26 protein-coding genes are annotated in these 26,113 nt (G+C 69.6%); 17 read left to right on the top strand and 9 right to left on the bottom strand.

Going from position 1 to position 26,113, the window contains the following annotated elements; genetic code table 11:
- Positions 1-36 precede the first annotated feature (36 nt).
- The gene (locus RHOOR92_RS0113370; RefSeq protein WP_007513768.1) at positions 37-1,062 is read right to left on the bottom strand and encodes an NAD(P)H-dependent glycerol-3-phosphate dehydrogenase; all 1,026 of its coding nucleotides are present in this window, start codon (positions 1,060-1,062) and stop codon (positions 37-39) included.
- A gap of 9 nt (positions 1,063-1,071) precedes the next feature.
- A complete protein-coding gene (gene secB, locus RHOOR92_RS0113365; RefSeq protein WP_007513767.1) occupies positions 1,072-1,575 on the bottom strand; it encodes a protein-export chaperone SecB in 504 nt (167 codons plus the stop codon).
- Between the two features lie 296 nt (positions 1,576-1,871).
- Here secB and rpmB point away from each other — a divergent pair, with 296 nt between their 5' ends.
- Together rpmB and rpmG are read left to right on the top strand one after the other, a co-directional pair.
- Positions 1,872-2,108, top strand: a complete 237-nt coding sequence (gene rpmB / locus RHOOR92_RS0113360) for a 50S ribosomal protein L28 (RefSeq protein ID WP_007513766.1) — start codon at positions 1,872-1,874, stop codon at positions 2,106-2,108.
- Between the two features lie 10 nt (positions 2,109-2,118).
- Positions 2,119-2,286 (top strand): 50S ribosomal protein L33, encoded by a 168-nt coding sequence (gene rpmG, locus RHOOR92_RS0113355; RefSeq protein WP_007513765.1) that lies wholly within the window; start codon positions 2,119-2,121, stop codon positions 2,284-2,286.
- Positions 2,287-2,651: 365 nt separating this feature from the next.
- On the opposite strand, the gene RHOOR92_RS0113350 is transcribed toward rpmG, so the two are convergent.
- Positions 2,652-3,845: a fatty acid desaturase gene (locus tag RHOOR92_RS0113350; RefSeq protein WP_007513764.1), complete on the bottom strand. Its 1,194-nt coding sequence runs from the start codon at positions 3,843-3,845 to the stop codon at positions 2,652-2,654.
- 173 nt (positions 3,846-4,018) lie between these two features.
- Here RHOOR92_RS0113350 and RHOOR92_RS0113345 point away from each other — a divergent pair, with 173 nt between their 5' ends.
- The 5 genes from RHOOR92_RS0113345 to mutM are packed head-to-tail and all read left to right on the top strand — an operon-like array spanning position 4,019 to position 8,243.
- Positions 4,019-4,783: an ABC transporter ATP-binding protein gene (locus RHOOR92_RS0113345; RefSeq protein ID WP_007513763.1), complete on the top strand. Its 765-nt coding sequence runs from the start codon at positions 4,019-4,021 to the stop codon at positions 4,781-4,783.
- Positions 4,780-5,550 (top strand): ABC transporter permease, encoded by a 771-nt coding sequence (locus RHOOR92_RS0113340; protein ID WP_007513762.1) that lies wholly within the window; start codon positions 4,780-4,782, stop codon positions 5,548-5,550. Before RHOOR92_RS0113345 ends, RHOOR92_RS0113340 begins: the two co-directional genes overlap by 4 nt.
- Positions 5,550-6,905 carry a GldG family protein gene (locus tag RHOOR92_RS0113335; protein ID WP_027490478.1) on the top strand — a complete coding sequence of 452 codons (1,356 nt, stop codon included), beginning with the start codon at positions 5,550-5,552 and terminating at the stop codon, positions 6,903-6,905. Before RHOOR92_RS0113340 ends, RHOOR92_RS0113335 begins: the two co-directional genes overlap by 1 nt.
- Positions 6,906-6,908: 3 nt before the next feature.
- A complete protein-coding gene (locus RHOOR92_RS0113330; RefSeq protein ID WP_027490477.1) occupies positions 6,909-7,400 on the top strand; it encodes a hypothetical protein in 492 nt (163 codons plus the stop codon).
- A 15-nt stretch (positions 7,401-7,415) separates the two neighbouring features.
- Positions 7,416-8,243 carry a bifunctional DNA-formamidopyrimidine glycosylase/DNA-(apurinic or apyrimidinic site) lyase gene (gene mutM, locus RHOOR92_RS0113325; RefSeq protein WP_027490476.1) on the top strand — a complete coding sequence of 276 codons (828 nt, stop codon included), beginning with the start codon at positions 7,416-7,418 and terminating at the stop codon, positions 8,241-8,243.
- A gap of 9 nt (positions 8,244-8,252) precedes the next feature.
- On the opposite strand, the gene RHOOR92_RS0113320 is transcribed toward mutM, so the two are convergent.
- From RHOOR92_RS0113320 to RHOOR92_RS0113310, 3 genes are all read right to left on the bottom strand, one after another.
- A complete protein-coding gene (locus tag RHOOR92_RS0113320) occupies positions 8,253-9,020 on the bottom strand; it encodes a hypothetical protein (protein ID WP_015448903.1) in 768 nt (255 codons plus the stop codon).
- Positions 9,021-9,042: 22 nt separating this feature from the next.
- Positions 9,043-9,675: a thymidine kinase gene (locus tag RHOOR92_RS0113315; RefSeq protein ID WP_007513757.1), complete on the bottom strand. Its 633-nt coding sequence runs from the start codon at positions 9,673-9,675 to the stop codon at positions 9,043-9,045.
- 144 nt (positions 9,676-9,819) lie between these two features.
- Positions 9,820-11,130 (bottom strand): NAD(P)/FAD-dependent oxidoreductase, encoded by a 1,311-nt coding sequence (locus RHOOR92_RS0113310; protein ID WP_007513745.1) that lies wholly within the window; start codon positions 11,128-11,130, stop codon positions 9,820-9,822.
- A 104-nt stretch (positions 11,131-11,234) separates the two neighbouring features.
- Here RHOOR92_RS0113310 and RHOOR92_RS0113305 point away from each other — a divergent pair, with 104 nt between their 5' ends.
- A complete protein-coding gene (locus tag RHOOR92_RS0113305; RefSeq protein ID WP_007513743.1) occupies positions 11,235-13,217 on the top strand; it encodes a UvrD-helicase domain-containing protein in 1,983 nt (660 codons plus the stop codon).
- A gap of 58 nt (positions 13,218-13,275) precedes the next feature.
- Here the strand turns inward: RHOOR92_RS0113305 and RHOOR92_RS0113300 are convergent, their stop codons facing one another.
- Entirely contained in the window at positions 13,276-14,307 is a 1,032-nt protein-coding gene (locus tag RHOOR92_RS0113300; protein ID WP_027490475.1) for an AI-2E family transporter, read from the bottom strand.
- A gap of 129 nt (positions 14,308-14,436) precedes the next feature.
- On the opposite strand from RHOOR92_RS0113300, the gene RHOOR92_RS0113295 reads away from it, so the two are divergent.
- The 7 genes from RHOOR92_RS0113295 to RHOOR92_RS0113265 all read left to right on the top strand — a co-directional run bounded on the left by RHOOR92_RS0113295 (position 14,437) and on the right by RHOOR92_RS0113265 (position 22,462).
- Entirely contained in the window at positions 14,437-15,330 is an 894-nt protein-coding gene (locus RHOOR92_RS0113295; protein ID WP_027490474.1) for an HAD family acid phosphatase, read from the top strand.
- A gap of 295 nt (positions 15,331-15,625) precedes the next feature.
- On the top strand, positions 15,626-16,552 hold the full coding sequence (locus RHOOR92_RS0113290; RefSeq protein WP_027490473.1) for a hypothetical protein: 927 nt from the start codon (positions 15,626-15,628) through the stop codon (positions 16,550-16,552).
- A 31-nt stretch (positions 16,553-16,583) separates the two neighbouring features.
- Positions 16,584-19,262, top strand: coding sequence for a glycerol-3-phosphate 1-O-acyltransferase PlsB (gene plsB, locus RHOOR92_RS0113285; RefSeq protein WP_027490472.1), 2,679 nt, complete (start codon positions 16,584-16,586; stop codon positions 19,260-19,262).
- A gap of 31 nt (positions 19,263-19,293) precedes the next feature.
- The gene (locus tag RHOOR92_RS0113280; RefSeq protein ID WP_027490471.1) at positions 19,294-20,646 is read left to right on the top strand and encodes an amidohydrolase family protein; all 1,353 of its coding nucleotides are present in this window, start codon (positions 19,294-19,296) and stop codon (positions 20,644-20,646) included.
- A gap of 73 nt (positions 20,647-20,719) precedes the next feature.
- The gene (ubiE, locus tag RHOOR92_RS0113275; protein ID WP_027490470.1) at positions 20,720-21,487 is read left to right on the top strand and encodes a bifunctional demethylmenaquinone methyltransferase/2-methoxy-6-polyprenyl-1,4-benzoquinol methylase UbiE; all 768 of its coding nucleotides are present in this window, start codon (positions 20,720-20,722) and stop codon (positions 21,485-21,487) included.
- An 80-nt stretch (positions 21,488-21,567) separates the two neighbouring features.
- Entirely contained in the window at positions 21,568-21,834 is a 267-nt protein-coding gene (locus RHOOR92_RS0113270; protein WP_007513730.1) for a DUF2249 domain-containing protein, read from the top strand.
- A 13-nt stretch (positions 21,835-21,847) separates the two neighbouring features.
- Positions 21,848-22,462 (top strand): FmdE family protein, encoded by a 615-nt coding sequence (locus tag RHOOR92_RS0113265; protein WP_007513728.1) that lies wholly within the window; start codon positions 21,848-21,850, stop codon positions 22,460-22,462.
- A 7-nt stretch (positions 22,463-22,469) separates the two neighbouring features.
- Here RHOOR92_RS0113265 and RHOOR92_RS0113260 read toward each other — a convergent pair whose 3' ends face one another.
- Together RHOOR92_RS0113260 and RHOOR92_RS0113255 are read right to left on the bottom strand one after the other, a co-directional pair.
- Entirely contained in the window at positions 22,470-22,769 is a 300-nt protein-coding gene (locus tag RHOOR92_RS0113260) for a cupin domain-containing protein (RefSeq protein WP_007513726.1), read from the bottom strand.
- Positions 22,770-22,779: 10 nt separating this feature from the next.
- The gene (locus RHOOR92_RS0113255) at positions 22,780-23,700 is read right to left on the bottom strand and encodes a DMT family transporter (RefSeq protein ID WP_027490469.1); all 921 of its coding nucleotides are present in this window, start codon (positions 23,698-23,700) and stop codon (positions 22,780-22,782) included.
- Positions 23,701-23,840: 140 nt separating this feature from the next.
- Here RHOOR92_RS0113255 and RHOOR92_RS0113250 point away from each other — a divergent pair, with 140 nt between their 5' ends.
- Both RHOOR92_RS0113250 and acpA read left to right on the top strand, forming a co-directional pair.
- Positions 23,841-24,335 carry an Lrp/AsnC family transcriptional regulator gene (locus RHOOR92_RS0113250; RefSeq protein ID WP_037115437.1) on the top strand — a complete coding sequence of 165 codons (495 nt, stop codon included), beginning with the start codon at positions 23,841-23,843 and terminating at the stop codon, positions 24,333-24,335.
- Positions 24,336-24,360: 25 nt separating this feature from the next.
- On the top strand, positions 24,361-26,052 hold the full coding sequence (gene acpA, locus RHOOR92_RS0113245; RefSeq protein ID WP_007513719.1) for an acid phosphatase: 1,692 nt from the start codon (positions 24,361-24,363) through the stop codon (positions 26,050-26,052).
- The last annotated feature ends 61 nt before the right edge of the window (positions 26,053-26,113 follow it).

Genomic DNA, 26,113 nt, shown 5'->3' with positions numbered 1-26,113 from the left:
TGCGACCGCCGAAGGCGCGGGCGGCGCGCCGCCGGATCAGTCGGTGCCGAACAGGCCGTGCGGGTATTCCGGTTTCTGCTCGCGCGCCATCAGCGCCTTGAGCCCGTCCACCGGGGTGACCTCGCCGTGCAGCACCGCGCGCACGCCGGCGCTGATCGGCAGGTCCAGGCCGTGCTTGTCGGCCAGCCGCGTCACTTCGTCGGCAGTCAGGATGCTTTCCACCACCTGGCCGATCCGGCGCACCGCCTCGTCGATCGCCACGCCCTGGCCCAGCGCCAGGCCGAGCCGGCGGTTGCGCGAGAGGTCGCCGGTGCAGGTCAGCACCAGGTCGCCCAGGCCGGACAGGCCGATCAGCGTTTCCGGCCGCGCGCCCAGCGCCACGCCCAGGCGCAGCATCTCGTTCATGCCGCGGGTGATCAGGCCGGCACGGGCGTTCAGGCCAAGCTGCATGCCGTCGGCGATGCCGGTGGCGACCGCCAGCACGTTCTTCATCGCCCCGCCGAGTTCGGCGCCGAGCACGTCGCCGCCGGAATATGCGCGCAGGTTCGGCGCGTGCAGCAAGCCGGCCAGTTGCTGCGCGAACGCCGCGTCGTCCGAATGCACGGTGACCGCGCTGGGCAGGCCGGCGGCAACTTCCCTGGCGAACGACGGGCCGGTGACCACCGCCGCGGCGCGACCGGGCAGCCGCTCGGCGACCAGCTCGTGCAGGAAGCGACCGGTGCCCGGTTCGAAGCCCTTGGTCGCCCACGCGATCGCGGTGCCGGCGTCGAGCAGCGGCGCGATCTCGTCGAGCATCGCGGCGAACGCGTGGCTGGGCACCACGATCAGCACGATGCCGGCGCCGCGCACGGCCGTGGCCAGCTCGGCCTCGTAGGCCAGCTCGGCCGGCAGCTCGATGTCCGGCAGGTAGCGCTGGTTGCGACGGCTGGCCGCCATCGCCGCCAGCGCCGCGCGGTCGCGCCCCCACAGCGTGGTCGGCACGCCGTTGCGCGCGGTCAGCGCCGCCAGCGCGGTGCCCCAGGAGCCGGCCCCGAGGATGGTCAGCTTCGGGTTTTCAGCCATGGACACGGCTCAGCTGTTGAGCGTGGCCGGGGCGTCGTCGCCACCCATCATGCGACGCTGCTGCTCGGCGAACAGCGCGTCGAAGTTGATTGGCTGCAGCAGGAACGGCGGGAAGCCGCCCTCCAGCACCAGCGAGGAGATCACCTGGCGCGCATACGGGAACAGCAGGTTCGGGCAGTAGCTGCCGATGATGCCGGCATGATCCGTCTCGCTGAAACCGGCGATGCCGAACAGGCCGGCCTGTTCCACCTCGGCCAGGTAGGCGGTGCGCTGGCCGATGGTGCAGGTCAGGGTGAGGCTGAGCACCACTTCGTACAGGTCGTTGCCGAGGTCGGTGGCCTTCTGGCCCAGGTTCAGCTGTACCTGCGGCTGCTCGCTGTCGCCGATCTCCTGGAAGATCTGCGGCGCGTTCGGCGCCTCGAAGGAGACGTCCTTCACGTAGATCTTCTGCATCACCAGCTGCGGCTGACTGGCCTGGCCGTTGGCCTGGTCGTTGGTGATCTCTTGTGCCATCGGGGGTTCCTCGGGTCTGGGTCGTGTGTACAAAAGAGACTGATTGTTCCATACATCCCCGCAGCGCGCACGCCGGCAGACGCCGACGCGAGCCCGGAAGATTGCGCACGACCTTGTTTTTCTGCGAGAATACGCGGCTCGCCTCTGTCGACCCGGTGTTTCCGGGCGGTCCGCCACGCGGTACGGACCTCACGATCACGCGTTGCGACAACTCCAGCATCGCGTGGCGCATGGCGCCGCTGGGCCGATCACACCCTGGCCAACGGGTGTCAGTAAACCAAATTACGGAGGTCGTCATGGCCCGTGTATGTCAAGTCACCGGCAAGGGTGTGCAGAGCGGCAACAACGTCTCGCACGCCAACAACCGGACCCGTCGCCGCTGGTTGCCCAACCTGCATGAGCGTCGTTTCTGGGTGCCCAGCGAGAACCGCTGGATCAAGCTGCGCGTTTCCAACAACGCCCTGCGCACGATCGACAAGAATGGCATCGAGGCCGTGATTGCCGAGATGCGCGCCCGCGGCGAAAAGGTCTGAGGATTGAGCCATGGCTAACAAATCGCAAGACAAGATCCGCATGATCTCCTCGGCCGGCACCGGCCACTTCTACACCACGCAGAAGAACAAGAAGAACACGCCGGAAAAGTTCGAGTTCAAGAAGTACGATCCGGTCGTGCGCAAGCACGTGATCTACAAGGAAGGCAAGATCAAGTGACGTTCTGACCCGCCCGCGCTGCGCGCGGGCGGCTCTGTCAGAACGTCATCCCTGCGAAGGCAGGGATCGCTCTTGCTCTTGCCACTGCATCCGCAACAGCGATACTGATGCCTCCAGGAAAACCCGCCCTCGTGGCGGGTTTTCTTTTGCTCGGATGGATGGCGCGGCCGACGCGCCGCGGCAAACCCGTCGTCCATGTGGCCTTGCGCAAGGCCCGATGGATGACCAGCTTCGCTGTTGAAAAGCTCCTCCGGCCTTCGCCGGAATGACGAAGTTCGGAGATTATTCGAGCCTCCCCGCAGACCCAAATAAACAAAACCCGCCACGAAGGCGGGTTTTGTCGAACCGTTGTGCCGCCGGACGAATCAGGCTGTCGCGACGCTGTAGCCCTTGAGCCGCTGCGCGAACTCCTGCAGCGCGCGGATGCCGCTCTGCTCGGCCTCGACGATCCACTGCTGCAGGCCCTTCAGCGCCTGCTCGGCGCCGCGCTGCTCCATCAAGGCGGCGAGGCGGTTGCGGAAATCGCACACGGTCCTCAGCGTCGGGCGCCTGGCCAGCACGGCCTGCATGCGCTCGCGACCCTCGTTGTCCAGCCAGCGTCCGCCGTCGGCCAGCGCACGGCGCATGCGCCGCGGCATCGACTTGAGGCTCTCGCCGGCATGCTGTGCCTCGTCGCTGATGGTCGGCAGGATCACGCCGCGGTAGTAGTCGGTCATCGCCTGGAAGCGGTGGGTGAGCACCGCCTTCAGCGTGTCGGCGTCGGGCAGGCGCACGTTCGGACGTACATCGAGCGACGGCGCCACGCGCAGCACCTTGGCCAGGCCCACCGCGCGCAGACCGCAGATCGCCGCCCAGCCGATGTCGAACTCCCACTTGCGCAGCGCGAACTTGGCCGAGCTGGGGAACGCGTGATGATTGTTGTGCAACTCTTCACCACCGATCCAGAAACCCCACGGGACCAGGTTGGTCGCGGTGTCGGCGCTCTCGAAGTTGCGGTAACCCCACCAGTGGCCGATGCCGTTGACGAAACCGGCGGCCCAGAACGGGATCCACACCATCTGCACCGCCCACAGCAAGGCACCGATCACGCCGAACAGGGCCAGGTCGATCAGCAGCATCAGGGTCGGCCCCCAATACGGGTGCGCACCGTAGAGCTTGTGCTCGACCCAGTCGTCGGGCGTGCCGCGGCCGTACTGTTCCATGTCCTGTTTCGACGCGCAGGCGTCGCGGTACAGCGAGACGCCGTCCCAGAACACCTTCTTGATGCCGTAGATCATCGGGCTGTGCGGGTCTTCCGCCGTCTCGACCTTGGCGTGGTGCTTGCGATGCACCGCCACCCATTCGCGGGTGACCATGCCAGTGGTCAGCCAGCCCCAGAAACGGAAGAAGTGCGCCAGCGCCGGGTGGAAATCCACGCCGCGATGGGTCTGGCTGCGATGCAGGTACAGCGTCACCGTGAAGATGGTGAGCTGGGTCACGACCAGCATGTAGACCAGCATCTGGCCCCAGCTTGCGCCGGTGAGGCCGTTGATCAGGAAATCGAATACAGCGTCGAGCATGGAAAGCACCGGGTGAGGGATGGAGACAGTGTAAATTGTGGGTTTCCATACCCGCCAGCACGGCGAACCACGAATCATAGCAGCCGGTCAAGAGCGGAACGCTAAGGTGACGTTATCCGCGTCCGTGGCGCGCGCCTGTTGTTTAACGATGGGGGCGCCGTGACAATCACGCAATGACCTCGCCGCCTGCCGATTCACCCCCTGTCGTCCTGCGCCTGCGCCGGCTCAGCCGTCGCCGCGCCGGCCGCCCCGCCGTGCAGGATCTCAGCCTGGAGCTGCAAAGCGGCCAGGTGCTGGGCCTGCTCGGCGTGAACGGCGCCGGCAAGTCGACCACCTTGTCGATGATTGCCGGCGCGCTGCGCCCCGACAGCGGCGGCATCGAGCTGAACGGCGAGGATTTCCTGGAACACCCGGAAACGGCACGCACGCGGATCGGCTGGCTGCCGGAACGCGCGCCGGTGTGGGCCGAGCTCAGCGTCGAGGAGCATCTCGACGCGCACGGCCGCCTGCGCGGACTGCACGGCGCCGCGTTGCGCACGGCGCGCACCGCGATCATCCAGAGGCTGGAACTGCAACCGCTGGCCCGACGCGTGGCCGGCGTGCTGTCGCAGGGCCAGCGCCAGCGCCTCGGCCTGGCCTGCGCGCTGCTGCATCGCCCCGCCCTGCTGGTGCTGGACGAACCGGCCAACGCGCTCGACCCGGTGCAGGTCGCCGCGCTGCGCGCGTTGATCCGCGAGCAGGCCGCGGCCGGCACCGCGGTGATCCTGTCCACCCACCTGCTGGCCGAGGTCACCGCGGTGTGCGACCGCGTGGCGATCCTGCACGAGGGCGCGCTGCGCCACGACGGCCCGGTGCGCGCCGACGACCATGCCGCGCTGGAGAAAACCTTTTTCGGGATCGCGATGAACGGCAGCACCGCACCGGCACGCGCCGCATGAGCCACGCTTTCGCGAACACCGTCGCCGTGACGCGACTGGAATGGCGCCGGCTGCTGGTGCGTCCGCTGGCCTGGGTACTGGCGGCGCTGACCCTGGCCTGGCTGGCATGGAACTTCACCCTGCTGCTGGGCAGCTTCCTGGCCGGCCAGATCCAGCGCGCCGCGCTGCCGGACGGGCCCGGCTTCACCGACCTGGTCGGCGTGCCGCTGCTGGCCCAACTGGCCCAGCTGGCATTCCTGGTGGTGCCGCTGCTCAGCATGTCGACGCTCGCCGGCGAACGCCGCAACGGCACCCTGCCGCTGCTGTTCGCCGCCGGCGTGCCGGCCTGGCGCATCGTGCTGGGCAAGTACCTGGCGGTGCTGGGCTGGCTGCTGCTGTGGCTGGCGCTGACCCTGGCGATGCCGCTGGCGCTGATGCACGCCACGCACTTCGACTGGGGCAAGCTGGCCGCCGCCACGCTGGGCCTGGCGCTGATGCTGGCCGCGCTGGCCGCGATCGGCGTGGCCTGCTCGAGTTTCGCCTCGCATCCGGCGCTGGCCGCCGCCGCCGCGCTGGTGATCGCGCTGGCGCTGTGGAGCGTGAACCTGGGCGCGCAGCTGGCCGGCGTCAACGGCGGCGCGATCAACTGGCTGGCGATGAGCACGCACCTGCAGCCGCTGCTGCGCGGACTGGTCTCCAGCGCCGACCTCGTCTGGTTCGCGCTGCTGATCGTGCTGGCGCTGGCCCTGGCCACGCGCCGGCTGGCGGCCGACAAGGAGCGCAACTGATGGGCGCACTGTTCAGACGTCTGGACGGCTGGTTGTTCGCGCTGCTGCTGATACTCGCGGCCGCGGCTATCGGCTACCTCAGCACGCGCTACGCGCACCAGGCCGACTGGACCGCGAACGGTCGCACCAGCCTGTCGGCGGAAAGCCGCGCGGTGCTGGCCAGATTCGACGGCCCGGTGGAAATCGTCAGCTACGCGAACCCGCAGGGCAACCTGCGCCAGACCGTGGCCGGTTTCCTGCAGCGCTACCAGGCGGTAAAGAGCGACCTCACGCTGCGCTTCGTCGACCCGCAACTGGACCCGGCGAAGATGCGCGAGCTGGGCATCACCGTCGACGGCGCGCTGATCCTGCACTACAAGGACCGCGAGCAACGGCTGGACGAGCTGTCCGAACGCAGCCTCACCAATGCGCTGGAACGCCTGCTGCGCGGCAGCGACCGCATCGTGGCCTTCGTCACCGGCGACGGCGAACGGCGCGCCGACGGCCAGGCCAACGCCGACCTCGGCACCTTCATCACCCAGTTGGAAGCGCGCGGCATGCGCGCGGTGCCGCTGAATTTCGCGCAAGTGACCGCGGTGCCCGAGCACACCGACCTGGTGGTGCTGGCCAGCCCGAGCCTCGCGCTGCCGCCGGCCGCGGTGCAGGCACTGGTTGCCTACGTGCAGAACGGCGGCAACCTGTTGTGGCTGAGCGAGCCGTCCAACGACGACCTCGGCCTCGCGCCGCTGGCCGCCGCGTTCGGCGTGCGCGTGCTGCCGGGCGTGCTGGTCGACGGTTCCGGCGCCGCGCTGGGCGTGGGCGACCCGCGCCTGATCGCGCTGGGCAGCTACCCGCCGCAGGCAATCACGCGCGGCTTCACGCTGACCACGCTGTTCCCGCAGGCCTCCGCGCTGGCCCAGCTGAGCCAGGGCGATTGGGCGGTCAAGCCGTTCCTGCGCTCCGGCACGCAGAGCTGGACCGAGTTCCAGCCGATCGACAACAGCAAGCCCTCGGACATCCGCTACGACGCCGACGCCGGCGAGCTGAAGGGGCCGCTGGACTTCGGCTTCGCGCTGAGCCGGCTGTCGCCCAGCCCGGACAAGAGCGAGCAGCGCGCGGTGGTGATCGGCGACGGCGATTTCCTCTCAAACACCTTCCTCGGCAACGGCGGCAACCGCGCGCTGGGCGAGCGCGTGTTCGACTGGCTGCTGGGCGACGACAAGCTGGTCGAGCTGCCGCCGCGCGGTGCGCCGGACCGGCTGCTGGAAATCTCGCAGGCCGAGTTGAATGCGCTGAGCATCGGTTTCCTGGTCGTGCTGCCGTTGCTGTTGCTGCTGGCCGGCGGCCTGATCGCATGGCGCCGGCGGCGGCGCTGAACCATGAAACGCGCCGCCCGCCAGCGCCTGTGGTTGCTGCTTGCCGTGCTCGCCCTGCTGCTGCTCGCCGGCTGGCAGTGGCAGCGCGACGCGCGCCACGCCAAAGGAAATCTCACCACGCTCGACCCGGCCGCCGTCACGTACGTCGCGCTCGCCCTGCCCGGTGCGCCCGCCGAACGCTATGAGAAACGCGACGGTCACTGGTGGCGCATCGACGGCACGCCCACCCGGGCCGTCGACGCTCGCCTCAACGATCTCGCCGACACCGCCGCGGCGCCCGTACTGAGCTGGCGCCCGGCCAGCGATTTCGAAACGGCGAAGATCGGGCTGGCGCCGCCACACGCCGTGCTCACGCTGGACGGCCAGACACTGGAATTCGGCGAGGCCTCGGTCACCGGCCCGCAGCACTACGTGCGCGTGGGCCAGCGCATCGCGCTGGTATCGTCGCGCTACGTACCGCGCTCGCCGGCCACGGCGACCACCGCGTTGCACTGACCGCGGGATCACGCCTTGCCCGAACTGCCCGAAGTCGAAACCACCCGCCGCGGCATCGCGCCGTATGTGGTCGGCCGCCGCGTCACCGGCGTGATCCTGCGCCGGCCCGACCTGCGCTGGCCGATCCCGCCGGAAATCGGTGCGCTGCTGCCCGGCCAGCGCATCGACGCGGTGGAACGCCGCGCGAAATACCTGCTGCTGCACACCGCGGCCGGCAGCGTGCTGCTGCACCTGGGCATGACCGGCGTGCTGCGCGTGCTGCCGCCGGACGCCCCGGTCGGCAGGCACGACCACGTCGACATCGCGCTGGAACGCACGAGCACGCAGGCGCCACGCATCCTGCGCTTCACCGATCCGCGCCGCTTCGGCTGCCTGTTGTGGCAGCCGCCCGACACCATCCACGAGCTGCTGGCCAAGCTCGGCCCCGAGCCGCTGACCGATGCCTTCGACGGCGACCTGCTGTGGCATCGCTCGCGCGGCCGCACGGCGGCGGTGAAGCTGTTCCTGATGGACAACGCGGTCGTCGTCGGGGTGGGCAACATCTACGCCAGCGAAGCGCTGTTCCGCGGCGGCATCGACCCGCGCAAACCAGCCGGCAGCCTCTCGCGGGCGCGCTACGCGCGGCTGGCCGCCGAGGTGAAGCACCTGCTGGCCTGGGCGATCGAGCGCGGCGGCACCACCTTGCGCGACTTCCTCGCCCCCGACGGCGCACCCGGCTACTTCTTCCGCGAACTGATGGTCTACGGCCGCGCCGGCGAACCGTGCCACGTCTGCGGCACGGCAATCCGGCAGGTCGTGCTGGGACAGCGCTCGACGTTCTGGTGCCCGCGCTGCCAGCGCTGAACCGGCGGCTTACTCGGGCCAGCTGAACTCGACATGGGTGTTGTTGAACTCGGGGTCGTCGAGGCTGCCGCCCGGCTGCGCCACCAGGCCGTCGGGCAAACCTTCGACGTCGAGCTGCTGGCCGGCGCTGAAGTGCGCGCCCAGCGAGAGCAGTTCGACCAGCTTCTCGCACAGCACGCCGGCGCGGTCGAGGTCGCGCTCGGGCACGTGGCGCAGGCTGAGGTCGGGGCGGCCGAACTTGCGCATGCCGCGGGTGTGCACCCAGGAGCGGTCGCCGCCCTCGTCGCTGCGCAGGATCAGCACGTGGTGGCGCGGCGGCGCGCCGTCCTTGACCAGGTAGTGGCGGCGCCAGTGCGCGGCGTCGAACAGGGTGAGGATCTGCGGGTCGAGGATCGCCGTGCCGCCCACGTCGAGCATGCCGGCCAGCACGCCCAGCGTGTCGCGCAGGTAGTCGAGGCTGGCGCCGTCCTTGAGCACGCCGCGCACCACCAGCACCTCGGGCGCGATGCGCGCGGCCTCGTACGCCTCGGGCGTGTCTTCCCTGATCAGCCGGCCCAGCGCGCCGTTCAGCGGATAGCCCTCCCACTGGCGCAGCACCGCGTTCTGGAAGCGCTGGATCTCCACGCCTGCGGGCAGGCCGGGGCTGCCGTAGCGCGGCGACGGGATCAGCAACTCCGGCGCGAACTTGCCGAACACGTAGAACTGCAGCACCACCTCGTCTTCGCCGGGCTGCCAGTACGGCCGCGGCCAGCTGGCGGGGGGAGTGGCTTCGCTCATGCGGATTCCTCGGTGGCTCGGTTCATTCGCGCTCGCCCAGCGGCAGCACGCTCTGCTGCAGCTCGATGCGGCCGTGGCCCGCGCTGATCTTCTTGAACTCGGCGCGGCTCACCGAGACATAGCGTTCGTTGCCGCCGATCTCAACCTGCGGGCCGTCGGTGACGGCGCGGCCATGCTCGTCCACGCGCACCACCATGGTCGCCTTGCTGCCGGTATGGCAGATCGTCTTGATTTCCTGCAGCTCGTCGGCCCAGGCCAGCAGGTAGCGGCTGCCCTCGAACAGCTCGCCACGAAAGTCGGTGCGCAGGCCGTAGGCCAGCACCGGGATGTGCAGCTTGTCGACCACGTCGCTGGCCTGCCACACCTGCGCCCTGGCCAGAAACTGCGCCTCGTCGACGAACACGCAATGCAGCGGGCCGTGCGCGGCGATGTCGGCCTCGACCAGCGCCAGCAGATCCTCGTCACCGGCGAAGCGGCGCGCGTTCGCCTTGAGGCCGATGCGCGAGGCGACCACGCCTGCGCCGAAGCGGTCGTCCAGCGCCGGGGTGAGGATCAGCGTGCGCATGCCGCGCTCGTGATAGTTGTACGCGCTCTGCAGCAGCGTGGTGGTCTTGCCGGCGTTCATCGCCGAGTAATAGAAGTAGAGCTTGGCCATTGGAGCCGGGATTCGGGATTCGGGATTCGGGATTCGGGATTCGGGACTGGCAAGAGCGGCGCTGCGGCCAAGCCATGCTCCCAGTTTCTCACAGGCACCCGGTCGCGAGAGCTGCCGCTCTTCCTATTCCCTGTTTCCTGCTCCCTATTCCCCGCCCAAAGGCGCGCGCGCCTGGGCCAGCCGATAACGGCGCTCGGCACGGCTGCGGCGCCAGTCGCGCAGGCACAGGATCGCGTACACCAGCCTGAACAGCTGCAGCCGCCACAGCACCTTCGGCGTGTCGAACAAGTCGCCGGCCAGCATCGAGATCACCGCCTGCTCCAGCTGCCAGGTGTTGCGCGGCGAGCGCAGCATCTGCCGCATCACCGGCGCGTTGAAGCGGTGGATGAAGAACGCGAAGCGCGCCATACCCCTGCGCTGGCGCCGCTCCAGCCGGCGCAGCAGGGTCCGTTCGCGCCGCGGTTCGCGCAGCGCCGCATCGACCACGTCGGCCACCCGCTCCGCGCCGTCCATCGCCAGGTACACGCCGGAGGAAAACACCGGGTCGAGGAAGGCGAACGCATCGCCCACCAGCACCCAACCCGCTCCGCCCATGCGGCTCGCGTCGTAGGAGTAGTTGCCGGTGACATGCACTTCGTCGCCGATCAGCCTGGCCCGCTCGACGCGCTGCCACAGCGCCGGGTTGAGCCGCAGCGTGTCGAGCAGGAACTCCAGCGTGCGGCCCTTGCGCTGCTTGAGGTAATCCGGCCGGCACACCGCGCCCACGCTCATCACGCCGTCGGGCAGCGGGATCATCCACATCCAGCCGTGCGCGAAGCGGTAGATGCTGACGTTGCCGGCGTCCTCGCCATCGCGGCAGCCGGCACCGCGGAAGTGGCCGAAGATCGCCGCGCTCTGATGCTGGCGGCTGCGGCGCCGCAACTTCATCTTCGTCGCCAGCAGCGCATCGCGGCCGCTGGCGTCCACCACGTAGCGCGCGCGGATCGCGTAGTCGCGACCGTCGTCGGTGCGCACGTCCAGCCGGCTCTCGCGCGGGCCGCGCTGCTCCACCTGTAGCACCTCGTGCCCCTCGCGCGCCTCGGCGCCGCACTCGCGCGCATGCTGATACAGCATGCGGTCGAAATCCTGCCGCCACACCTGGTACGCATGCGGCGGGCTCTGCCCGATCGCGCGGGCGAACGCGTAGACGTTGTAGCCGCGCGCGTCGTCGGTCTCGAAATCCGCGCCGCGCTTGAACACGCCGAGCGCGCGCACCTTGTCCAGCACGCCCAGCCGCTCGAACACCGGCAGGTTCATCGGCAGCAGCGACTCACCGATATGGAAGCGCGGGTGGTGCGCCTTCTCCAGCGCGATCACCTTGTAGCCGCGGCGCGCCAGCAAGGCGGCCGCGGTGCTGCCGCCGGGGCCGCCGCCGATCACCGCCACGTCGCACTGCTCGATTTCCGGTTCCGCCATGCCGTTCCTCGCTGGCTGTCGTGCGGCCGATTATGGCCGAAGCCGGCGGGTGCGCCAGTAGCGCTCTGTTACCATCGGCCGCCGCCTCACGCCTCACTCGGTCCATGCTCAATCCACAACAACTGGCCGCCGTCGAACACTGCGACAGCCCGCTGCTGGTGCTGGCCGGCGCCGGTTCCGGCAAGACCAGCGTGATCACCCAGAAGATCGCCTACCTGATCCAGCGCCGCAAGCTGGCGCCGTCGAAGATCGCCGCGATCACCTTCACCAACAAGGCCGCGCGCGAGATGCGCGAGCGCGTGGCGAAGCTGGTCAGCAGCGAGGACGCGGCCGCGCTCACGGTGAGCACGTTCCACGCGCTGGGGCTGAAATTCCTGCAGATCGAACACGCCCGCGCCGGCCTGCGCCGCGGCTTCTCGGTGCTGGATGCGGACGACAGCGGCGGCATCGTCAAGGAGCTGGCGCCGAAAGGGATCAAGAACGACGCGCTGTTCGGCCTGCGCAACCTGCTCAGCCGCGCGAAGAACGGCGGGCTGTCGCCGGAGGAGGCGCTGGCCGCCGCGCGCAGCCCGCGCGAACTCGAAGCGGCGACCATCTACGACCTGTACCAGCAGCGCCTGGCCGCGTTCAACGCGGTGGATTTCGACGACCTGATCCGGCTGCCGCTGCGCATCCTGGAAAGCGACGCCGAATGCCGCGACGCCTGGCGCGAGCGCCTGCGCTACCTGCTGGTGGACGAGTACCAGGACACCAACGACGCGCAGTACCGCCTGCTGAAGGTGCTGACCGGCGAGCGCGGCGGCATCACCTGCGTGGGCGACGACGACCAGTCGATCTACGCCTGGCGCGGCGCCAATCCGGAGAACATCGACCAGCTCGGCCGCGACTGGCCGAACCTGCGCGTGATCAAGCTGGAACAGAACTACCGCTGCGGCAAGCGCATCCTGCGCGCGGCGAATGCGCTGATCGCGCACAACCCACACAGCCACGAAAAGAAGCTGTGGAGCGAGCACCCCGAAGGCGCGCCGATCCGCGTACTCGAATGCAAGGAAGCCGAGCACGAAGCCGAGCGCGTCGCCGCGATCGCCACCACGCTGGCCGAGAAGCACAAGGCGCGCTGGGACGACATGGCGATCCTGTACCGCGGCAACTTCCAGGCGCGGCCGCTGGAGAAGGCGCTGCGCCTGGCGCGGATTCCGTACCACCTCACCGGCGCCTTGAGCTTCCTCGACCGCGCCGAGGTGAAGGACCTGCTGTGCTACCTGCGCCTGCTGACCAACCCCAGCGACGACGCCGCGTTCCTGCGCGTGGTCAACGTGCCGAAGCGCGAGATCGGCGCGACCACGCTGGAGAAGCTGGGCCAGCTCGCGCAGTCGCGCCACTCGTCCCTGCTCGACGCCACCCGCAGCGACGGCGTGCTGCGCCAGCTCACCCCGCGCCCGGCGGCGGCGCTGGCGTCATTCGCCAATCTGCTGGACGAACTGCGCAGTGCCTCGCTGCACGAGAGCGCCGCCGACCTGGTCGAGCTGATCCTGAAGCGCACCGGCTACGCCGCGCAGATCGCCGCCGGCACGCCCGACGCCAGCGTGCGCGAGCGCAAGCTGGGCAACCTGCAGGAACTGGCCGACTGGTTCCGCGCGATGCAGAAAGGCGGCAACACGGCCGGCGACCTCGCCTCGCAGCTGGCCCTGCTCAGCCACACCGACCGCGACGAGCCGGGCAATGCCGTGCGCATGATGACCCTGCACGCGGCCAAGGGCCTGGAGTTCCGTTTCGTCTTCATCGTCGGCTGCGAGGACGGCACGCTGCCGCACGAGGGCGCGCTGGACGAAGGCCGCGTCGACGAGGAACGCCGGCTGATGTACGTCGGCATCACCCGCGCCAAGGAACTGCTGACGCTGTCCTGGTCGGCGCAGACCAAGCGCTACGGCGACATCCACCGCAACCAGCCCAGCCGTTTCCTGCACGAGCTGCCGCAGGCCGACCTGCACTGGCAGGGCAAGGACCCGGAAGCGGACAAGGAAGTGACCCGCGAAACCGCCGAGTCGCACATGGCGCGGATCAAGGCGATGCTGGCCGGCGGCTGATGGGCGCGGGATTCGGGAAAGCGTCGCCCGCAAGCGGAGACCTGCAACCGATGCGCGCCTACAGCAGGCCCTCCGCTTCCAGCTCGCTCTTCAGATACGCGTAGTAGATCGGTGCGGCGATCACGCCGGGCAGGCCAAACACCGCTTCCATCAGCAACATGGCCACCAGCAGCTCCCACGCGCGGGCGCGGATCTGGGTGCCCACGATGCGCGCGTTGAGGAAGTACTCGAGCTTGTGGATCAGCACCAGGAACACCAGCGCGGCGATGCCCACCCCCAGCGACACCGACAACCCGGCCACGGCGATCGCGGTGTTGGAGATCAGGTTGCCGAGCACCGGCAGCAGGCCGGCCACGAAGGTCGCCACCACCAGGGTCTTGGCCAGCGGCACGTGGATGCCCATCAGCGGCAGCACGCCGAGCAGGAAGATCGCGGTGAACAGGGTGTTGATCAGCGAGATCTTGACCTGCGCGAACACGATATTGTGGAACGCCTCCGCCAGCCGCCGGCAGCGCAGGCTCAGCATGGCCGCCAGCGGCCCCATCTGGTGCGCCGGGCGGGTGCGGCTGAGTGCCACGATCGCGCCCAGCACCAGGCCGATGATGATGTGCACGAACACCCGCACCGCGCCCTTGCCGGCCAGCTGCAGGGTGGCCGCGTGCTTGCGCGCCAGTTCGATCGCGCCCACGCGCAGGTCGTCGACGCTGTCCGGCAGGTTGTTGACCAGGATCGGCGGCAACTGCTGGCGCGCCTTCTCCACCAGCGGCATCAGTTGCTGCTGCCACAGCAGCTGCGGATTGCCGAGCTCGGCGTGGAACAGGCTGATCGCACCGAGGATCAGCAGGATCAGCAGACCCACCACCACCGCGCCCAGCAGTGCCACCACCACTACCCGCGCGCGGTCGCCGGAAATGCGCCGGCCGAGCAGCGGCACCATCGTCTGCACCAGCTCGAACACCAGCAGGCCGGCCAGCAGCGCCGGCAGCAGGTGGATCTCCACGACCAGCAGCAAGGTGGCGCCCGCCAGCAGGTAACTCGCGTAGCGGACGACCGCCGAAGGCGGACGCAGGGCGGGCAGGCTGGAGTCCATGCGAGACGAAACCGTGGGGAGCGGGAGTGCCAGTCTGTCAGCAGCCCGCCATGGCTGCCAGCCCTGCCACGGGGCTGTCGTAAACTGCGTTCATTGTTTCGCTTCGCTTGTTTTCCAAGGAACGCCTTCATGCGGCTTCGTCTTTCCACGTCCCTGCTCGCGCTCGCCCTGCTGGCCGGCTGCGCCGGCGCTCCCCGCCACCCTGCGGCCACGGCGACGCTCGCTGCGCCGGCCACGGCGGCAACCACGGTCGCCGCCAACGACAACCTCAACGCGGTGGCATGGAGCCAGACCGCGATCGAGCACGACCTGATCTACCTGCAGACTTACCGCGACGCCCAGGCGCGCCTGCTCGCCGCCATGAAGGACCGCCACTGGGACGCACTGGCCAAGGATGATCGCGTGGCGCCGGCCGGCGGCCTCCAGCCGGCGGTGGTGCTGGACATCGACGAAACCGTGCTGGACAACTCGCCGTACCAGGCGCGCCTGGTGCGCAGCGGCGGCGAATACAACGAGGCGGACTGGGCCGAATGGTGCCGGCAGGAAAGCGCGCGCGCGCTTCCCGGCGTGGTCGAGTTCACCCAGTTCGCCGCGAAGCACGGCATCGCCGTGCTCTACGTGTCCAACCGCGCCAGGGACCTGGACCAGGTCACCCTGGCCAACCTGCGCAAGGTGGGCCTGCCGGTCTTCGGCCCGCAGGCGTTCCTCGGCCTGGGCACCTTCGTCGAAGGCTGCGAGCAGGTCGGCACCGAGAAGGGCTGCCGGCGCCAGTTGATCAGCCGCAAGTACCGCGTGCTGATGCAGTTCGGTGACCAGATCGGCGACTTCGTGACGGTGCTGGCGAACAACGCCGCCGGTCGCCAGCGGGCGATGGCGCCGTACATGAACTGGATCGGCTCGCGCTGGTTCGTGTTGCCGAATGCAACCTACGGTTCGTGGGAGCCGGCGCTGTTCAACAACGACTGGAGCGCGCCGCCGGAGCAGCGGCGCCGGCAGAAAATCGATGCGCTACGCTACGAGTAGAAAATAGTGCTTATAAACAATGCGTTAGAACGCAAAAGAAAAGTATTGCCTCAGCTTTAACGAGCAAGTAATATTTCGTCCGCCAACACCTGCTGACCAGATCTTTCGCAGGCAAGGCCATTTCCCTTCCGGCTCTGCCGGATTTCCCCGCGAGGCCAACGCCCGCGGGGTTTCTTTTCCGGCCTCGCGAAAACTTGCGCCGCGCCCTTGTTTCGCGGCCGCCGCGGCCCTTACGCTGCGCGCTCACCCGCCCCGTGGCGCCTCCCCCGCCACCGCCTGCCGCGAGACCCCGCCGATGCGCCTGCCCTTCCTTCGCCACGCGATGCCGATGCTGCTTGCCGCGCTGCTGCTGGGCGCCTGCCACGGCAAGGACGAGGCGGCGCAAGCCGGCGGCAGCACGCCGCAAGCGGCGCTGCAGGCCTCGATCGACCTGCTCAAGGCCGGCGACTTCGACCGGCTGTGGAAGCACGCGCTGCCGCCGGCCGACTACGCCAACCTGCGCGCCGACTGGAGCCTGCAGCAGCGCGATGCGCGGCCGATCAGCGCCGCGGATCGCGCCCGTTTCCACGAGGCGATGCAAAAGCTCGGCGGGCCGGACGCGGCGGCCAGGCTTTACGCCGAGCTGCAGCCGAAGCTGGCCGCGATGGAACAGCAGTACAAGGACCAGTTGCCGATGCTGGTCAGCGTGGGCGAGGCCATGCTGAAGAGCGCCGTCGCGCAGAGCCGCACCCTCAGCGAAGCGCAGAAGACCCAGGCCGACGGCGTGCTCGACGTGCTGCTGCCGTGGGCCCGGCAGACGCCGTGGTTCGACCAGGCCCGGGCGCAGCAGGCGGTCGGCGTGGCGGTGGCGACCGCGCGCCGGCTGGACCTGAAAGACCCCGACCAGCTGCACGCGATGGATTTCGACGCGACCATGGGCAAGTACGCCGTCGCCTGGGGCGGCCTCAAGCGCCTGCTGGCGATCTACGGCCTGTCGGTGGACGACACGCTGGACTCGGTCAAGCTCACCCCGCTGTCCAACGACAACGGCCATGCCGTGGTGAAGATCGACTACACCCTGCTCGGCAAGCCGCTGTCGACCGAAGCGACCCTGGTGCAGGAGAACGGCCGCTGGTACAGCGAGGACCTGCTGCAGAACGCGCGCCAGTCGCACCGACAGCTGCAGCAGGCGGCCACCGCCAGTGCGCCCGCCAGCGCCGGCAGCGCCGTAACGAAAGACTGAACGACGCAACCGTTAGAATGGACGGATGCCCATGACTACCACCGCGGACTCCTCCGCCCGCCCCCGTGCCCCCTGGTGGTTCAACCTGGCCGGCCAGCTGCTGCAGCCCTGGGTGCGCATCCGCCGCGACCCGGCCGAGCCCGCGGCCCTGCTGCAGGCCGGCGTGCCGGTCTGCTACGTGATCGAGCGCGACGGCTTTTCCGACGCGCTGATCCTGCAGCGCGCCTGCCGCGAAGCCGGCCTGCCCAACCCGATGCGGCCGCTGGCCGGCACCCGCCGGCGGCGCTCGGTATTCGCGCTGGCACGGCGCGACGGCAGCCTGCTCGGGCGCAACCGCAAGCGCAACCCGAACGAAGCGCTGCGGCAGCTGGTGCACTCGCTGGAAGGCCTGCCCGACAGCGACATCCAGATCGTGCCGGTATCGATCTACGTCGGCCGCGCGCCCAGCCGCGACAGCGGCTGGTTCCGCGTGCTGTTCTCGGAAAACTGGGTGATGGTCGGCCGCTTCCGCCGCATGCTGGCGCTACTGCTGAACGGGCGCGACACGGTGGTGCATTTCTCCACGCCGGTGTCGCTGCGGCAGACGCTGGACGAATCGGGCGGGATCACCCCGGAGCGCTTCGCGCGCAAGGTCGCGCGGGTGCTGCGCACCCATTTCCACCGCATCCGCGCCGCGGTGATCGGACCGGACCTGTCGCACAAGCGCACCGTGGTGGACGCGGTGCTGAACGCCGAGCCGGTGCGTGCCGCGATCGCCGCCGCCGCGGCGAAGGAGAAGATCAGCCACGCCAAGGCCTGGCGCAAGGCGCACCAGCTGGTGCTGGAGATTGCCGCCGACTACTCGCATCCGGTGGTGCGCTCGGCCTCGTTCCTGCTTTCCAACTTCTGGAACAAGCTGTACGACGGCATCGCCATGCACCATTTCGACAAGGCCCGCGCCGCCGCGCCCGGCCACGAAGTGATCTACGTGCCCTGCCACCGCAGCCACGCCGACTACCTGTTGATGAGCTACCAGCTGCACGTGTCCGGTGTGGTGGTGCCGCACATCGCAGCGGGGGTGAACCTCAACCTGCCGGTGATCGGGCCGATCCTGCGCCGCGGCGGCGCGTTCTTCCTGCGCCGCAGCTTCCGCGGCAACGCGCTGTACTCGGTGGTGTTCAACGAATACGTGGCGCAGCTGATCGACCGCGGCGTGCCGATGGAATACTTCATCGAGGGCGGCCGTTCGCGCACCGGCCGCCTGCTGGCGCCGCGTGCCGGCATGCTGGCGATGACGGTGCGCGCGTTCCTGCGCGCGCCGCGCCGGCCGGTGCTGTTCCAGCCGGTGTACATCGGCTACGAGAAGCTGATGGAGGGCAAGAGCTACATCGGCGAGCTCAGCGGCCAGCCGAAGGAGAAGGAGTCGCTGCTCGGCCTGCTCAAGGGGCTCAAGGTGCTGCGCCAGCGCTATGGCCACGTGGCGCTGAACTTCGGCGAACCGATCGAGCTGACCCCGCTGCTGGACGCGGCCAGCCACGACTGGCGCGCCGCCGGCGCCGACCCCGAGGCGAAGCCCGAATGGTTGGGCGCGGTGACCGACCGCCTCGCCGAGCAGATCCAGGTCAACATCAACCGCGCCGCCGACGTCAACCCGATCAACCTGCTGGCGCTGGCCCTGCTGGCCACGCCGAAGCACGCGATGGCCGAGAGCGACCTGCTGACCCAGCTCGAGCTGGGCAAGACGATGCTGGAGGAGTTGCCGTACTCGGACCGCATCACGCTGACCCCGATGAACCCGGCCGCGATCATCGCCTACGGCGAGCAAATGGGCTGGATCCAGCGCGTGCAGCACCCGCTGGGCGACGTGCTCACCGCCACCGGCGAGCGCGCGGTGCTGCTCAGCTATTTCCGCAACAACGTGCTGCACCTCACCGCCACCGCCGCGTGGGTGGCGTGCTGCTTCCTCAACAACCGCCGCATGTCGCGCGCCTCGATCCTGCGGTTGGGCCGGATCATCTATCCGTTCATCCAGGGCGAGCTGTTCCTGCCGTGGGATACCGACGGTTTCGCCGAGCAACTGCAGGCCACCATCGATTTCTTCGTGCGCCGCGGCCTGCTCGAAGCGGTCAGCGATGGCCGCGTGCTGGAACGCAGCCCCGGCCAGGACGACGGTGCCTACCAGCTCAAGGTGATCGCGCGCAGCCTGATCCAGGCCTTCGAGCGTTACTACATCACCATCGCCGCGCTGGCCAAGAACGGCCCGCACACGATGACCGGCGCCGAGCTGGAGAACGCCTGCTCGCTCACCGCGCAGCGGCTGTCCCTGCTCAACGAGCTGACCGCGCCGGAGTTCTTCGACAAGGCGCTGTTCCGCGGCTTCATCCAGAAGCTGCGCGAACGGCGCATCGTGTGGACCGACGACGCCGGCAAGCTCGACTACGACGCCGCGCTGGAAGGCATGGTGCGCGACGCGCGGGTGATCCTCTCGCGCGAGGTGCGCCACTCGATCCTGAAGATCACCCCCGGCGGCAACGACTGGGAGGCGCCCGCCGCCGACGCCCGCGAAGGTGCCGACCAGGGCACCTACATCCCCGCCGACAGCGACGACGCCGCGCTGCACGCGCGCCACGTCGCCGCCGAGCAGCGCGAACACGAGCGGCGCAGCGGCAGCGATCGCCGCCTGCCCGACGCTGCCGAGCCGACGCCCACGCACCGCGACGCCGCCGAGTAGGATGGCCGCACTGCCGCCAGGGGAACCACCCATGTCCATGCCTCGCCTGCTGCTCGCCGTCGCCGTATCGTGCCTTCCGCTCGCCGCCGGCGCCGATGCGCCGCCCCTCGATGCGGCCGGCGGCCCGCAGCTCAACCTGATCGAATGCGCGCGCCTGCTCGATCCCGTGGCCGGCAGGATGCTGGGCCAGACCACGCTGGTCGTCGAGGATGGCCGGATCAAGGAGATCCGTCCCGGCGCCGTCGACCCCGCGCCGTACCGCAAGACAGCCGGCAGCTTGAGCGTCGCCAGGCTGCCGGACGCCACCTGCATGCCGGGGCTGATCGACTCGCACACGCACCTGACCATGCAGTTCGGCAAGAACTCCTACAGCGACAAGTTCCGCCTCAATCCGGCCGACCATGCGATCCGCGGCACCGTCTACGCGAAGCGCACCCTGTTGGCCGGCTTCACCACGGTGCGCAACCTCGGCGACGACGACAATGCGTCGATCGCGCTGCGCAACGCGATCAACGCCGGCCTGATGCCCGGCCCGCACATCTTCAGCGCCGGCAAGCCCATCGGCAGCACCGGCGGCCACGCCGATCCGAGCAACGGCTTCCGCTGGGATCTGCAGGGCGACCCCGGCCCGAAGGACGGCATCATCGACTCGCCCGCCGAGGCATGGAAGGCGGTGCGCCAGCACTACAAGGACGGTGCCGACCTGATCAAGATCATGCCCTCCGGCGGCGTACTGGACGAAAGCTCCAGCTCCGGCAACCCGCAGATGACGCTGGAGGAGATCCAGGCCGTGGTCGCCGCCGCGCACGACGACGGCTTCACCGTGGCGGCCCACGCACACGGCGCCGAGGCGATCCGCCGCGCCGTGCTCGGCGGGGTGGACTCGATCGAGCACGGCACCTTCATGGACGCGGCCGACATGAAACTGATGAAGGAACACGGCACCTGGTACGTGCCCACCATCATCGCCGGCCAGTACGTGATGGAGAAGGCGAAGCAGGGCTGGTATCCGCCGCAGGTCGCGCGCAAGGCCGAGGAAGTCGGCCCACTGATCCTGGACACCGCCGGCAAGGCGTACAAGGCCGGCGTGAAGATTGCCTTCGGCACCGACGCCGGCGTCTACCCGCACGGCGACAACGCCAGGGAGTTCGCCTACATGGTGCAGGCCGGCATGCCCCCGATGTTCGTGCTGCAGGCCGCCACCATCCATGCCGCCGAACTGCTCCATCAGCAGGACCGGTTCGGCCGCATCGCGGTGGGCCGCGGCGCCGACGTGATCGCCGTGCCGGGCAATCCGCTGGACGACATCACCGCCATGCAGCACGTCAGCTTCGTGATGAAGGACGGCGTGGTCTACAAGCAGGACGGCAAGCCGACGCTCTGACGCGCGGCTCGCCGGCAGCAACGCCTTGGCCGATGCCGAAGCCTTGAACCCCATTCCCTGTAACATCGCCCCAATGAACAATCAGCCCGAAACCCCACCTGGATCCACCACCCACTTCGGCTTCCGCGACGTGCCGGTCGGCGAAAAGCAGAAGCTGGTCGGCCAGGTGTTCACCTCGGTCGCGAAGAACTACGACCTGATGAACGACCTGATGTCGCTCGGCATCCACCGGCTGTGGAAGCGGCATTTCGTGGCGGTCAGCGGGGTGCGTCGCGGCGACCGCGTGCTGGACCTGGCCGGGGGCACCGGCGACATCGCCGCGCTGCTGAAACCGGTGCTCGGCGACGCAGGCGAAGTGGTGGTCGGCGACATCAACGCGGCGATGCTCGGCGTCGGCCGCGACCGCCTCACCGACCGCGGCCTGGTCGCCGGCCTGCGCTGGGCGCAGCTGAACGCCGAACGCCTGCCCTTCCCCGACAACAGCTTCGACGCGGTGACCATGGCTTTCGGCCTGCGCAACGTCACCGACAAGGACCAGGCGCTGGCCGACATCTGCCGCGTGCTCAAGCCCGGCGGCCGCGCGCTGGTGCTGGAGTTCTCGCGCGTGCAGAGCGAGCTGTTCGGCAAGCTGTACGACTTCCACTCGTTCAAGGTGCTGCCGAAACTCGGCCGGCTGTTCGCCGGCGACGCCGACAGCTACCGGTACCTGGCCGAGTCGATCCGCAAGCATCCCGACCAGGCCACCCTGAAGAGCATGATGGAGCGCGCCGGCTTCGGCCGCGTCGAGGTGCGCAACCTCAGCAACGGCATCGTGGCGATCCATCGCGCGTACAAGTTCTAGAGCCGCCCTGATCCAGATCAGTGGCGCGCCGCGGCGCGCGGCGTATGTTGGGCGCTCCCTTGACTGCGAGCACTCCCACCATGTCCATCGATGCCGTTGCCGAACAGAACGTCCACCTCTTCGACGCCCGCGGCGTGGCGCGCCGCTTCCGCCATTCGGCGATCTTCGGCGCCATCGGCGCGCTGCGCGGCGGCGAGACGATGCGCTTCGTCAACGACCACGACCCGATCCCGCTGATCGCCCAGCTGCGCGAGCGCCTGGGCGACAACCTCACCGTGACCTATCGCCAGCGCGACGCCGATGCGGTGGTGATCGACTTCGGCATCACCGGCCTGCCGGTCGAGTGAGCGGCCCCCGCGCATGAACTACCCCGCGTTCTACGACCAGGCCCCGCGCATCCGCATGCGCGACCCGCTGGCGGCCTTCCTCGGCGCCGCCGACGACGGCCTGCTGGAATACGCCTATGTCGATGCCGTGCGGCTGGCCGGCCATTCCTGCCCCACCGTGGCCGGCGCCTGGCTGATGGCGCGCACGGCATTGCGTGCGCTGTATCCGGGCGAGCCGGCCGAGCGCGGCGGCGTCACGGTGCGCATGCCGGCCGCCGAGGACGAAGGCGTCACTGGAGTGATCGCGCAGGTGCTGACCCTGGTCACCGGCGCCGCGGCAGGCAACGGCTTCCACGGTATCGGCGGCCGTTTCGTGCGGCAGGCACTGCTGGGCTACGCGGCCTCGTCGGGCGCCGGCGCGGTGCAGTTCCGCCGCCGCGACAACGGCACCGCCGTGGCAGTGGAACTGGACCTGGCCACGGTGCCGGCGGCACCGAACCTGCGCGAGCTGATGGTCGGCGCGCTCCACCCCGAGGCCACCGCGGAGCAGCGCGCCGCATTCGCGCAAGCCTGGCAGGGCCGCGTGCAGCGCTTGCTGCTGGACCACGCCGACGACCCGCAGGTGCTGCAGCTCACCCGGCTGAACTGAGCGCCGCTCAGGCGTCGATGATCAGCAAGGTGCCGCTGCTGCCCGGCAGCACCGCATGCGGCACGCCGGCCGGCACCATGCAGAGCTGGCCCGCCGCCACGGTGACTGCCTCGCCCGCCACGTCCAGGCGCAATTCGCCTTCGAGGACCAGCAGGCCCTCGGCGTACGCATGCGTCTCGTCCGGATAGGCTTGCGCATCCATGCGCAGCAGCTTGAGGCTGGCATCGCCCACGCGCGCCAGCCGCTGCGACCGCCAGGTCTGTTCCAGCTGCGCGGCCTGCTGCGCCAGGTCGAATAGATGACCCATCACGCGTCCCTCAGCATTGCTCGCACGCCTCGACCGGCGCGGCCGACACCGGCGCGGCACGCCGCCGCGCATTCGCCAGCACCACGCCGCCGACGGTGATCGCGCCGCCGACCAGGATCAGCGCGTTCGGCACCTCGTGCAGCCACAGCCAGCCGATCAGCAGCGCGATCGGCGGCGACAGGTAGATGAAGCTGCTGACCCGCGAGGCCGACGCGCGATTCACCGCCATGTTCCACGCCAGATAACCGACGAAGGTCGGCGCGATACCCAGCCACAGCAGCGCGCCGATGTGCGCCCACGACGCCGTCAGCAGCGCCTGCGGCAAGTGCCAGCCGAACGGCAGCGCGGCGAGCGTGCCGGCGAAGAACGCGAACGCGGTGACGCCGAGCATGCTGTTGCGCGCGAACAGCGCCTTCTGGCCCACGAAGAAGATCGCCGAGACAATCACGCAGACCAGCACCAGCAAGGCCTTCGGATCGACCTCCACCCGCTGCCCGCTGGCCAGCACCACCAGCACCGTGCCGAGCAACGCCACCGCCAGCCCGACCCAGCTGCGCAGCGCCAGCCGCTCGTGCAGCCACAGCGCCGACACCGCCGCGGTGGCAGCCGGCACCAGCGAGATCAGGATCGCGGCGGTGCCGCTGGCGATCCGCGTCTCGGCGTAATTCAGGCACAGGTGGTAGACGGTCAGACCGAGCACGCCGAGCAGCGCCAGCAGCGGCCAGTCGCGCCGCGCCGGCAGCGGCACGCGCTTCACCCGCAGCAGCACGGCGAAGCACAGCGAGCCGATCAGCAGCCGCGCGAACGCGACCTCGCCCGGAGTAAAGGCCGGCAAGGCGTACGCGATCGCGGCGTACGCCGACGACCAGGTCAGCAAGGCAATCGCGATGGCGACGAGGGCGCGGCCATCGAGACGTTCAACGGTATCCATGGGGACGGATTCCTGGGGTGGGGAAGTGCGCATCCTAGTCTTGCCGCTCATACCGGGGAATAATGCGCCGGATCGTTTTCTCGGCACTTCGCCAGCGATCGAATCATTTTTTTCGGGGTCCCGCCTTGGAATCGAAAGTCATGGAACCGAAGCCGGAACTGGACGCCAAGGACTGGCAGCTGCTCGAAGCGCTGCAGCAGGACGCGCGCCTGGGCTACGCCGAGTTGGGCCGCAAGGTGCGCCTGTCCGCGCCGGCGGTGGCCGAGCGGGTGAAGCGGCTGGAGGAAGCCGGGGTGATCAGCGGCTACCGCGCCACGGTCGATCCGAAGCGGCTGGGTTACGGCATCAGCGCGATGATCCGGCTGCGTTGCGACGGCGCCACCTGCGCGCGCATCGGCGCGCTGGTCGAGGACATCCCCGAAGTGCTGGAATGCCGCCGCCTCGCCGGCGAGGACTCGGCCCTGCTGCACGTGGTGGCGATGTCGATCGGCCACCTCGAAGCCGTGCTCGACCGCCTGCTGAAAACCGGTGCCAGCACCAGCACCACCACCCTGATCGTGCTGCAGACGCCGCACGAGCATCGTCCGCTGACCCGCGCCATGTGGAACGCGGCACGCGCGATGTCCGACGATTGACACCCACCCGCCAGCGACCGACGCCATGACCGACCCGATCGACCACCAGCCCCTGGCCCCGCCCGACGAGGCACCCGCCGACCCCGCACGCCGGCGCCTGCTCGGCGGCCTCGCGCTGGCCGGCGCGGCGCTCGCCGCCGGCGGCTGCAAGCCGTTCGGCGGGCAGCCACCGGCGTCGGCACCCACGGTCGCCGACGCGGCGCTCGACGCGCAGCTGCGCCGGCACATCCGCCACGTGGTGGTGCTGTACGCGGAGAACCGCAGCTTCAACAACCTGTTCGCGGACTTTCCCGGCCTGGCCCAGCCGCTGCAGGCGCTCGACTCGCCGGCCTATCGCCAGCGCGACCGCGACGGCCGCCTGTTCGACACGCTGCCGCCGGTCTGGGGCGGCCTGGCGCCGCGCGCGCAGACGGTCGATGGTCGCCACTACCGGATCGACGAGCACGCCATCACCGGCCTGCCGAACCGCCCGTTCGCACTGGCCACGCCGGACGGCGTGCCGCTGCCGCACGGCGTGATCACCCGCGACCTGGTGCACCGCTTCTACGAGAACCAGCTGCAGATCAACGGCGGCCGCAACGACGGCTTCGTCGCCTGGGGCAACACCGGCGCGATGACCATGGGGCACTATGCCGACGGTGCGAAGCTGCGGCTGTGGCAGCTGGCCCGCCAGTACACCCTGTGCGACAACTTCTTCATGGGCACGTTCGGCGGCTCCTTCCTCAACCATCAGTACCTGGCCGCGGCACAGCCGCCGTACTATCCGCACGCGGACCGCAGCCCGGCGAAATTCCAGATCGCCACGCTGGAAGGCAGCGACCCCACCGGTATCCGTCCGAAGCTGGCCGGGGACTCGCCGGCCAGCGCGATGCAGGGGCGCCCGACGTTCGTCACCCACGACGCGCTCACGCCGGACTTCTGGGCTGTCAACACGATCGGCCCGGCCTATGCGCCCGGATTCAGCCGCGACAAGCTCGACCCGCGCCTGGCCGACGCGGCCAGCCCCAACACGCTGCCCGCGCAGGACCACACCACCATCGGCGACGCGCTGTCCGCCGCCGGCGTCGACTGGGCCTGGTACGCCGGCGCCTGGCAGCTGGCGCAGGACGGCCGCGGCGACGGCGACCACCGCGAGTTCCCGGAGGTGCCGAACTTCCAGCCGCACCACCAGCCGTTCAACTACTTCCGCCAGTTCGCGCCCGGCACCGCAGCGCGCGCGCGGCACCTGCGCGACGCCGGTACGGGCGGCGAGGCGGCCACCAACCACTTCCTCGCCGCGGCCGCCGCCGGCACGCTGCCGCCGGTGACGTTCTACAAGCCGCAGGGCGACCTCAACATGCACGCCGGCTACGCCAGCGTGGACGCCGGTGATCGCCACCTGGCGCAGGTGGTCGAGGCACTGCAGGCCAGTCCGCTGTGGCCGAACATGCTGGTGCTGATCACCGTCGACGAGAACGGCGGCTGGTGGGACCACGTGGCGCCGCCGAAGGGCGACCGCTGGGGCCCGGGCTCGCGCATCCCGGCGCTGGTGATGTCGCCGTTCGCGAAGAAGGGTTTCGTCGACCACAGCGTCTACGACACCGGCTCGATCCTGCGCTTGATCACCCGCCGCTTCGGCCTGGCGAAACTGCCCGGCCTCAAACTGCGCGAGCAGGCGATGATCGCCGCCGGCGGTCCGCCGCCGGGCGACCTCACCGCCGCACTGCAGTTCGACTGACGCAACACACCCTCCCGCTTGCCCCCAAGGGACTTCCTTCGGTCGCAGGGGGGAGGACAAA

The organism is Rhodanobacter sp. OR92, from assembly GCF_000427545.1.
Classification (GTDB): Bacteria; Pseudomonadota; Gammaproteobacteria; order Xanthomonadales; family Rhodanobacteraceae; genus Rhodanobacter; species Rhodanobacter denitrificans.
Note: the sequence above shows the minus strand (reverse complement) of the source record. Positions and strands in the feature narration are given on the sequence as shown.

Bases quoted from the DNA above. Each gene is read 5' to 3' on its own strand.
- RHOOR92_RS0113290 (WP_027490473.1), top strand. From the start codon at position 15,626: ATGCGCCTGCCCTTCCTTCGCCACGCGATGCCGATGCTGCTTGCCGCG.
- RHOOR92_RS0113345 (WP_007513763.1), top strand. From the start codon at position 4,019: ATGACCTCGCCGCCTGCCGATTCACCCCCTGTCGTCCTGCGCCTGCGC.
- RHOOR92_RS0113340 (WP_007513762.1), top strand. From the start codon at position 4,780: ATGAGCCACGCTTTCGCGAACACCGTCGCCGTGACGCGACTGGAATGG.
- RHOOR92_RS0113350 (WP_007513764.1), bottom strand. From the start codon at position 3,845: ATGCTCGACGCTGTATTCGATTTCCTGATCAACGGCCTCACCGGCGCA.
- RHOOR92_RS0113280 (WP_027490471.1), top strand. From the start codon at position 19,294: ATGTCCATGCCTCGCCTGCTGCTCGCCGTCGCCGTATCGTGCCTTCCG.
- RHOOR92_RS0113305 (WP_007513743.1), top strand. From the start codon at position 11,235: ATGCTCAATCCACAACAACTGGCCGCCGTCGAACACTGCGACAGCCCG.
- ubiE (WP_027490470.1), top strand. From the start codon at position 20,720: ATGAACAATCAGCCCGAAACCCCACCTGGATCCACCACCCACTTCGGC.
- RHOOR92_RS0113260 (WP_007513726.1), bottom strand. From the start codon at position 22,769: ATGGGTCATCTATTCGACCTGGCGCAGCAGGCCGCGCAGCTGGAACAG.
- RHOOR92_RS0113315 (WP_007513757.1), bottom strand. From the start codon at position 9,675: ATGGCCAAGCTCTACTTCTATTACTCGGCGATGAACGCCGGCAAGACC.
- RHOOR92_RS0113250 (WP_037115437.1), top strand. From the start codon at position 23,841: ATGGAACCGAAGCCGGAACTGGACGCCAAGGACTGGCAGCTGCTCGAA.
- RHOOR92_RS0113330 (WP_027490477.1), top strand. From the start codon at position 6,909: ATGAAACGCGCCGCCCGCCAGCGCCTGTGGTTGCTGCTTGCCGTGCTC.
- plsB (WP_027490472.1), top strand. From the start codon at position 16,584: ATGACTACCACCGCGGACTCCTCCGCCCGCCCCCGTGCCCCCTGGTGG.
- RHOOR92_RS0113270 (WP_007513730.1), top strand. From the start codon at position 21,568: ATGTCCATCGATGCCGTTGCCGAACAGAACGTCCACCTCTTCGACGCC.
- RHOOR92_RS0113255 (WP_027490469.1), bottom strand. From the start codon at position 23,700: ATGGATACCGTTGAACGTCTCGATGGCCGCGCCCTCGTCGCCATCGCG.
- RHOOR92_RS0113320 (WP_015448903.1), bottom strand. From the start codon at position 9,020: ATGAGCGAAGCCACTCCCCCCGCCAGCTGGCCGCGGCCGTACTGGCAG.
- RHOOR92_RS0113295 (WP_027490474.1), top strand. From the start codon at position 14,437: ATGCGGCTTCGTCTTTCCACGTCCCTGCTCGCGCTCGCCCTGCTGGCC.
- RHOOR92_RS0113335 (WP_027490478.1), top strand. From the start codon at position 5,550: ATGGGCGCACTGTTCAGACGTCTGGACGGCTGGTTGTTCGCGCTGCTG.
- rpmB (WP_007513766.1), top strand. From the start codon at position 1,872: ATGGCCCGTGTATGTCAAGTCACCGGCAAGGGTGTGCAGAGCGGCAAC.
- RHOOR92_RS0113265 (WP_007513728.1), top strand. From the start codon at position 21,848: ATGAACTACCCCGCGTTCTACGACCAGGCCCCGCGCATCCGCATGCGC.
- RHOOR92_RS0113310 (WP_007513745.1), bottom strand. From the start codon at position 11,130: ATGGCGGAACCGGAAATCGAGCAGTGCGACGTGGCGGTGATCGGCGGC.
- acpA (WP_007513719.1), top strand. From the start codon at position 24,361: ATGACCGACCCGATCGACCACCAGCCCCTGGCCCCGCCCGACGAGGCA.
- secB (WP_007513767.1), bottom strand. From the start codon at position 1,575: ATGGCACAAGAGATCACCAACGACCAGGCCAACGGCCAGGCCAGTCAG.
- rpmG (WP_007513765.1), top strand. From the start codon at position 2,119: ATGGCTAACAAATCGCAAGACAAGATCCGCATGATCTCCTCGGCCGGC.
- RHOOR92_RS0113370 (WP_007513768.1), bottom strand. From the start codon at position 1,062: ATGGCTGAAAACCCGAAGCTGACCATCCTCGGGGCCGGCTCCTGGGGC.
- RHOOR92_RS0113300 (WP_027490475.1), bottom strand. From the start codon at position 14,307: ATGGACTCCAGCCTGCCCGCCCTGCGTCCGCCTTCGGCGGTCGTCCGC.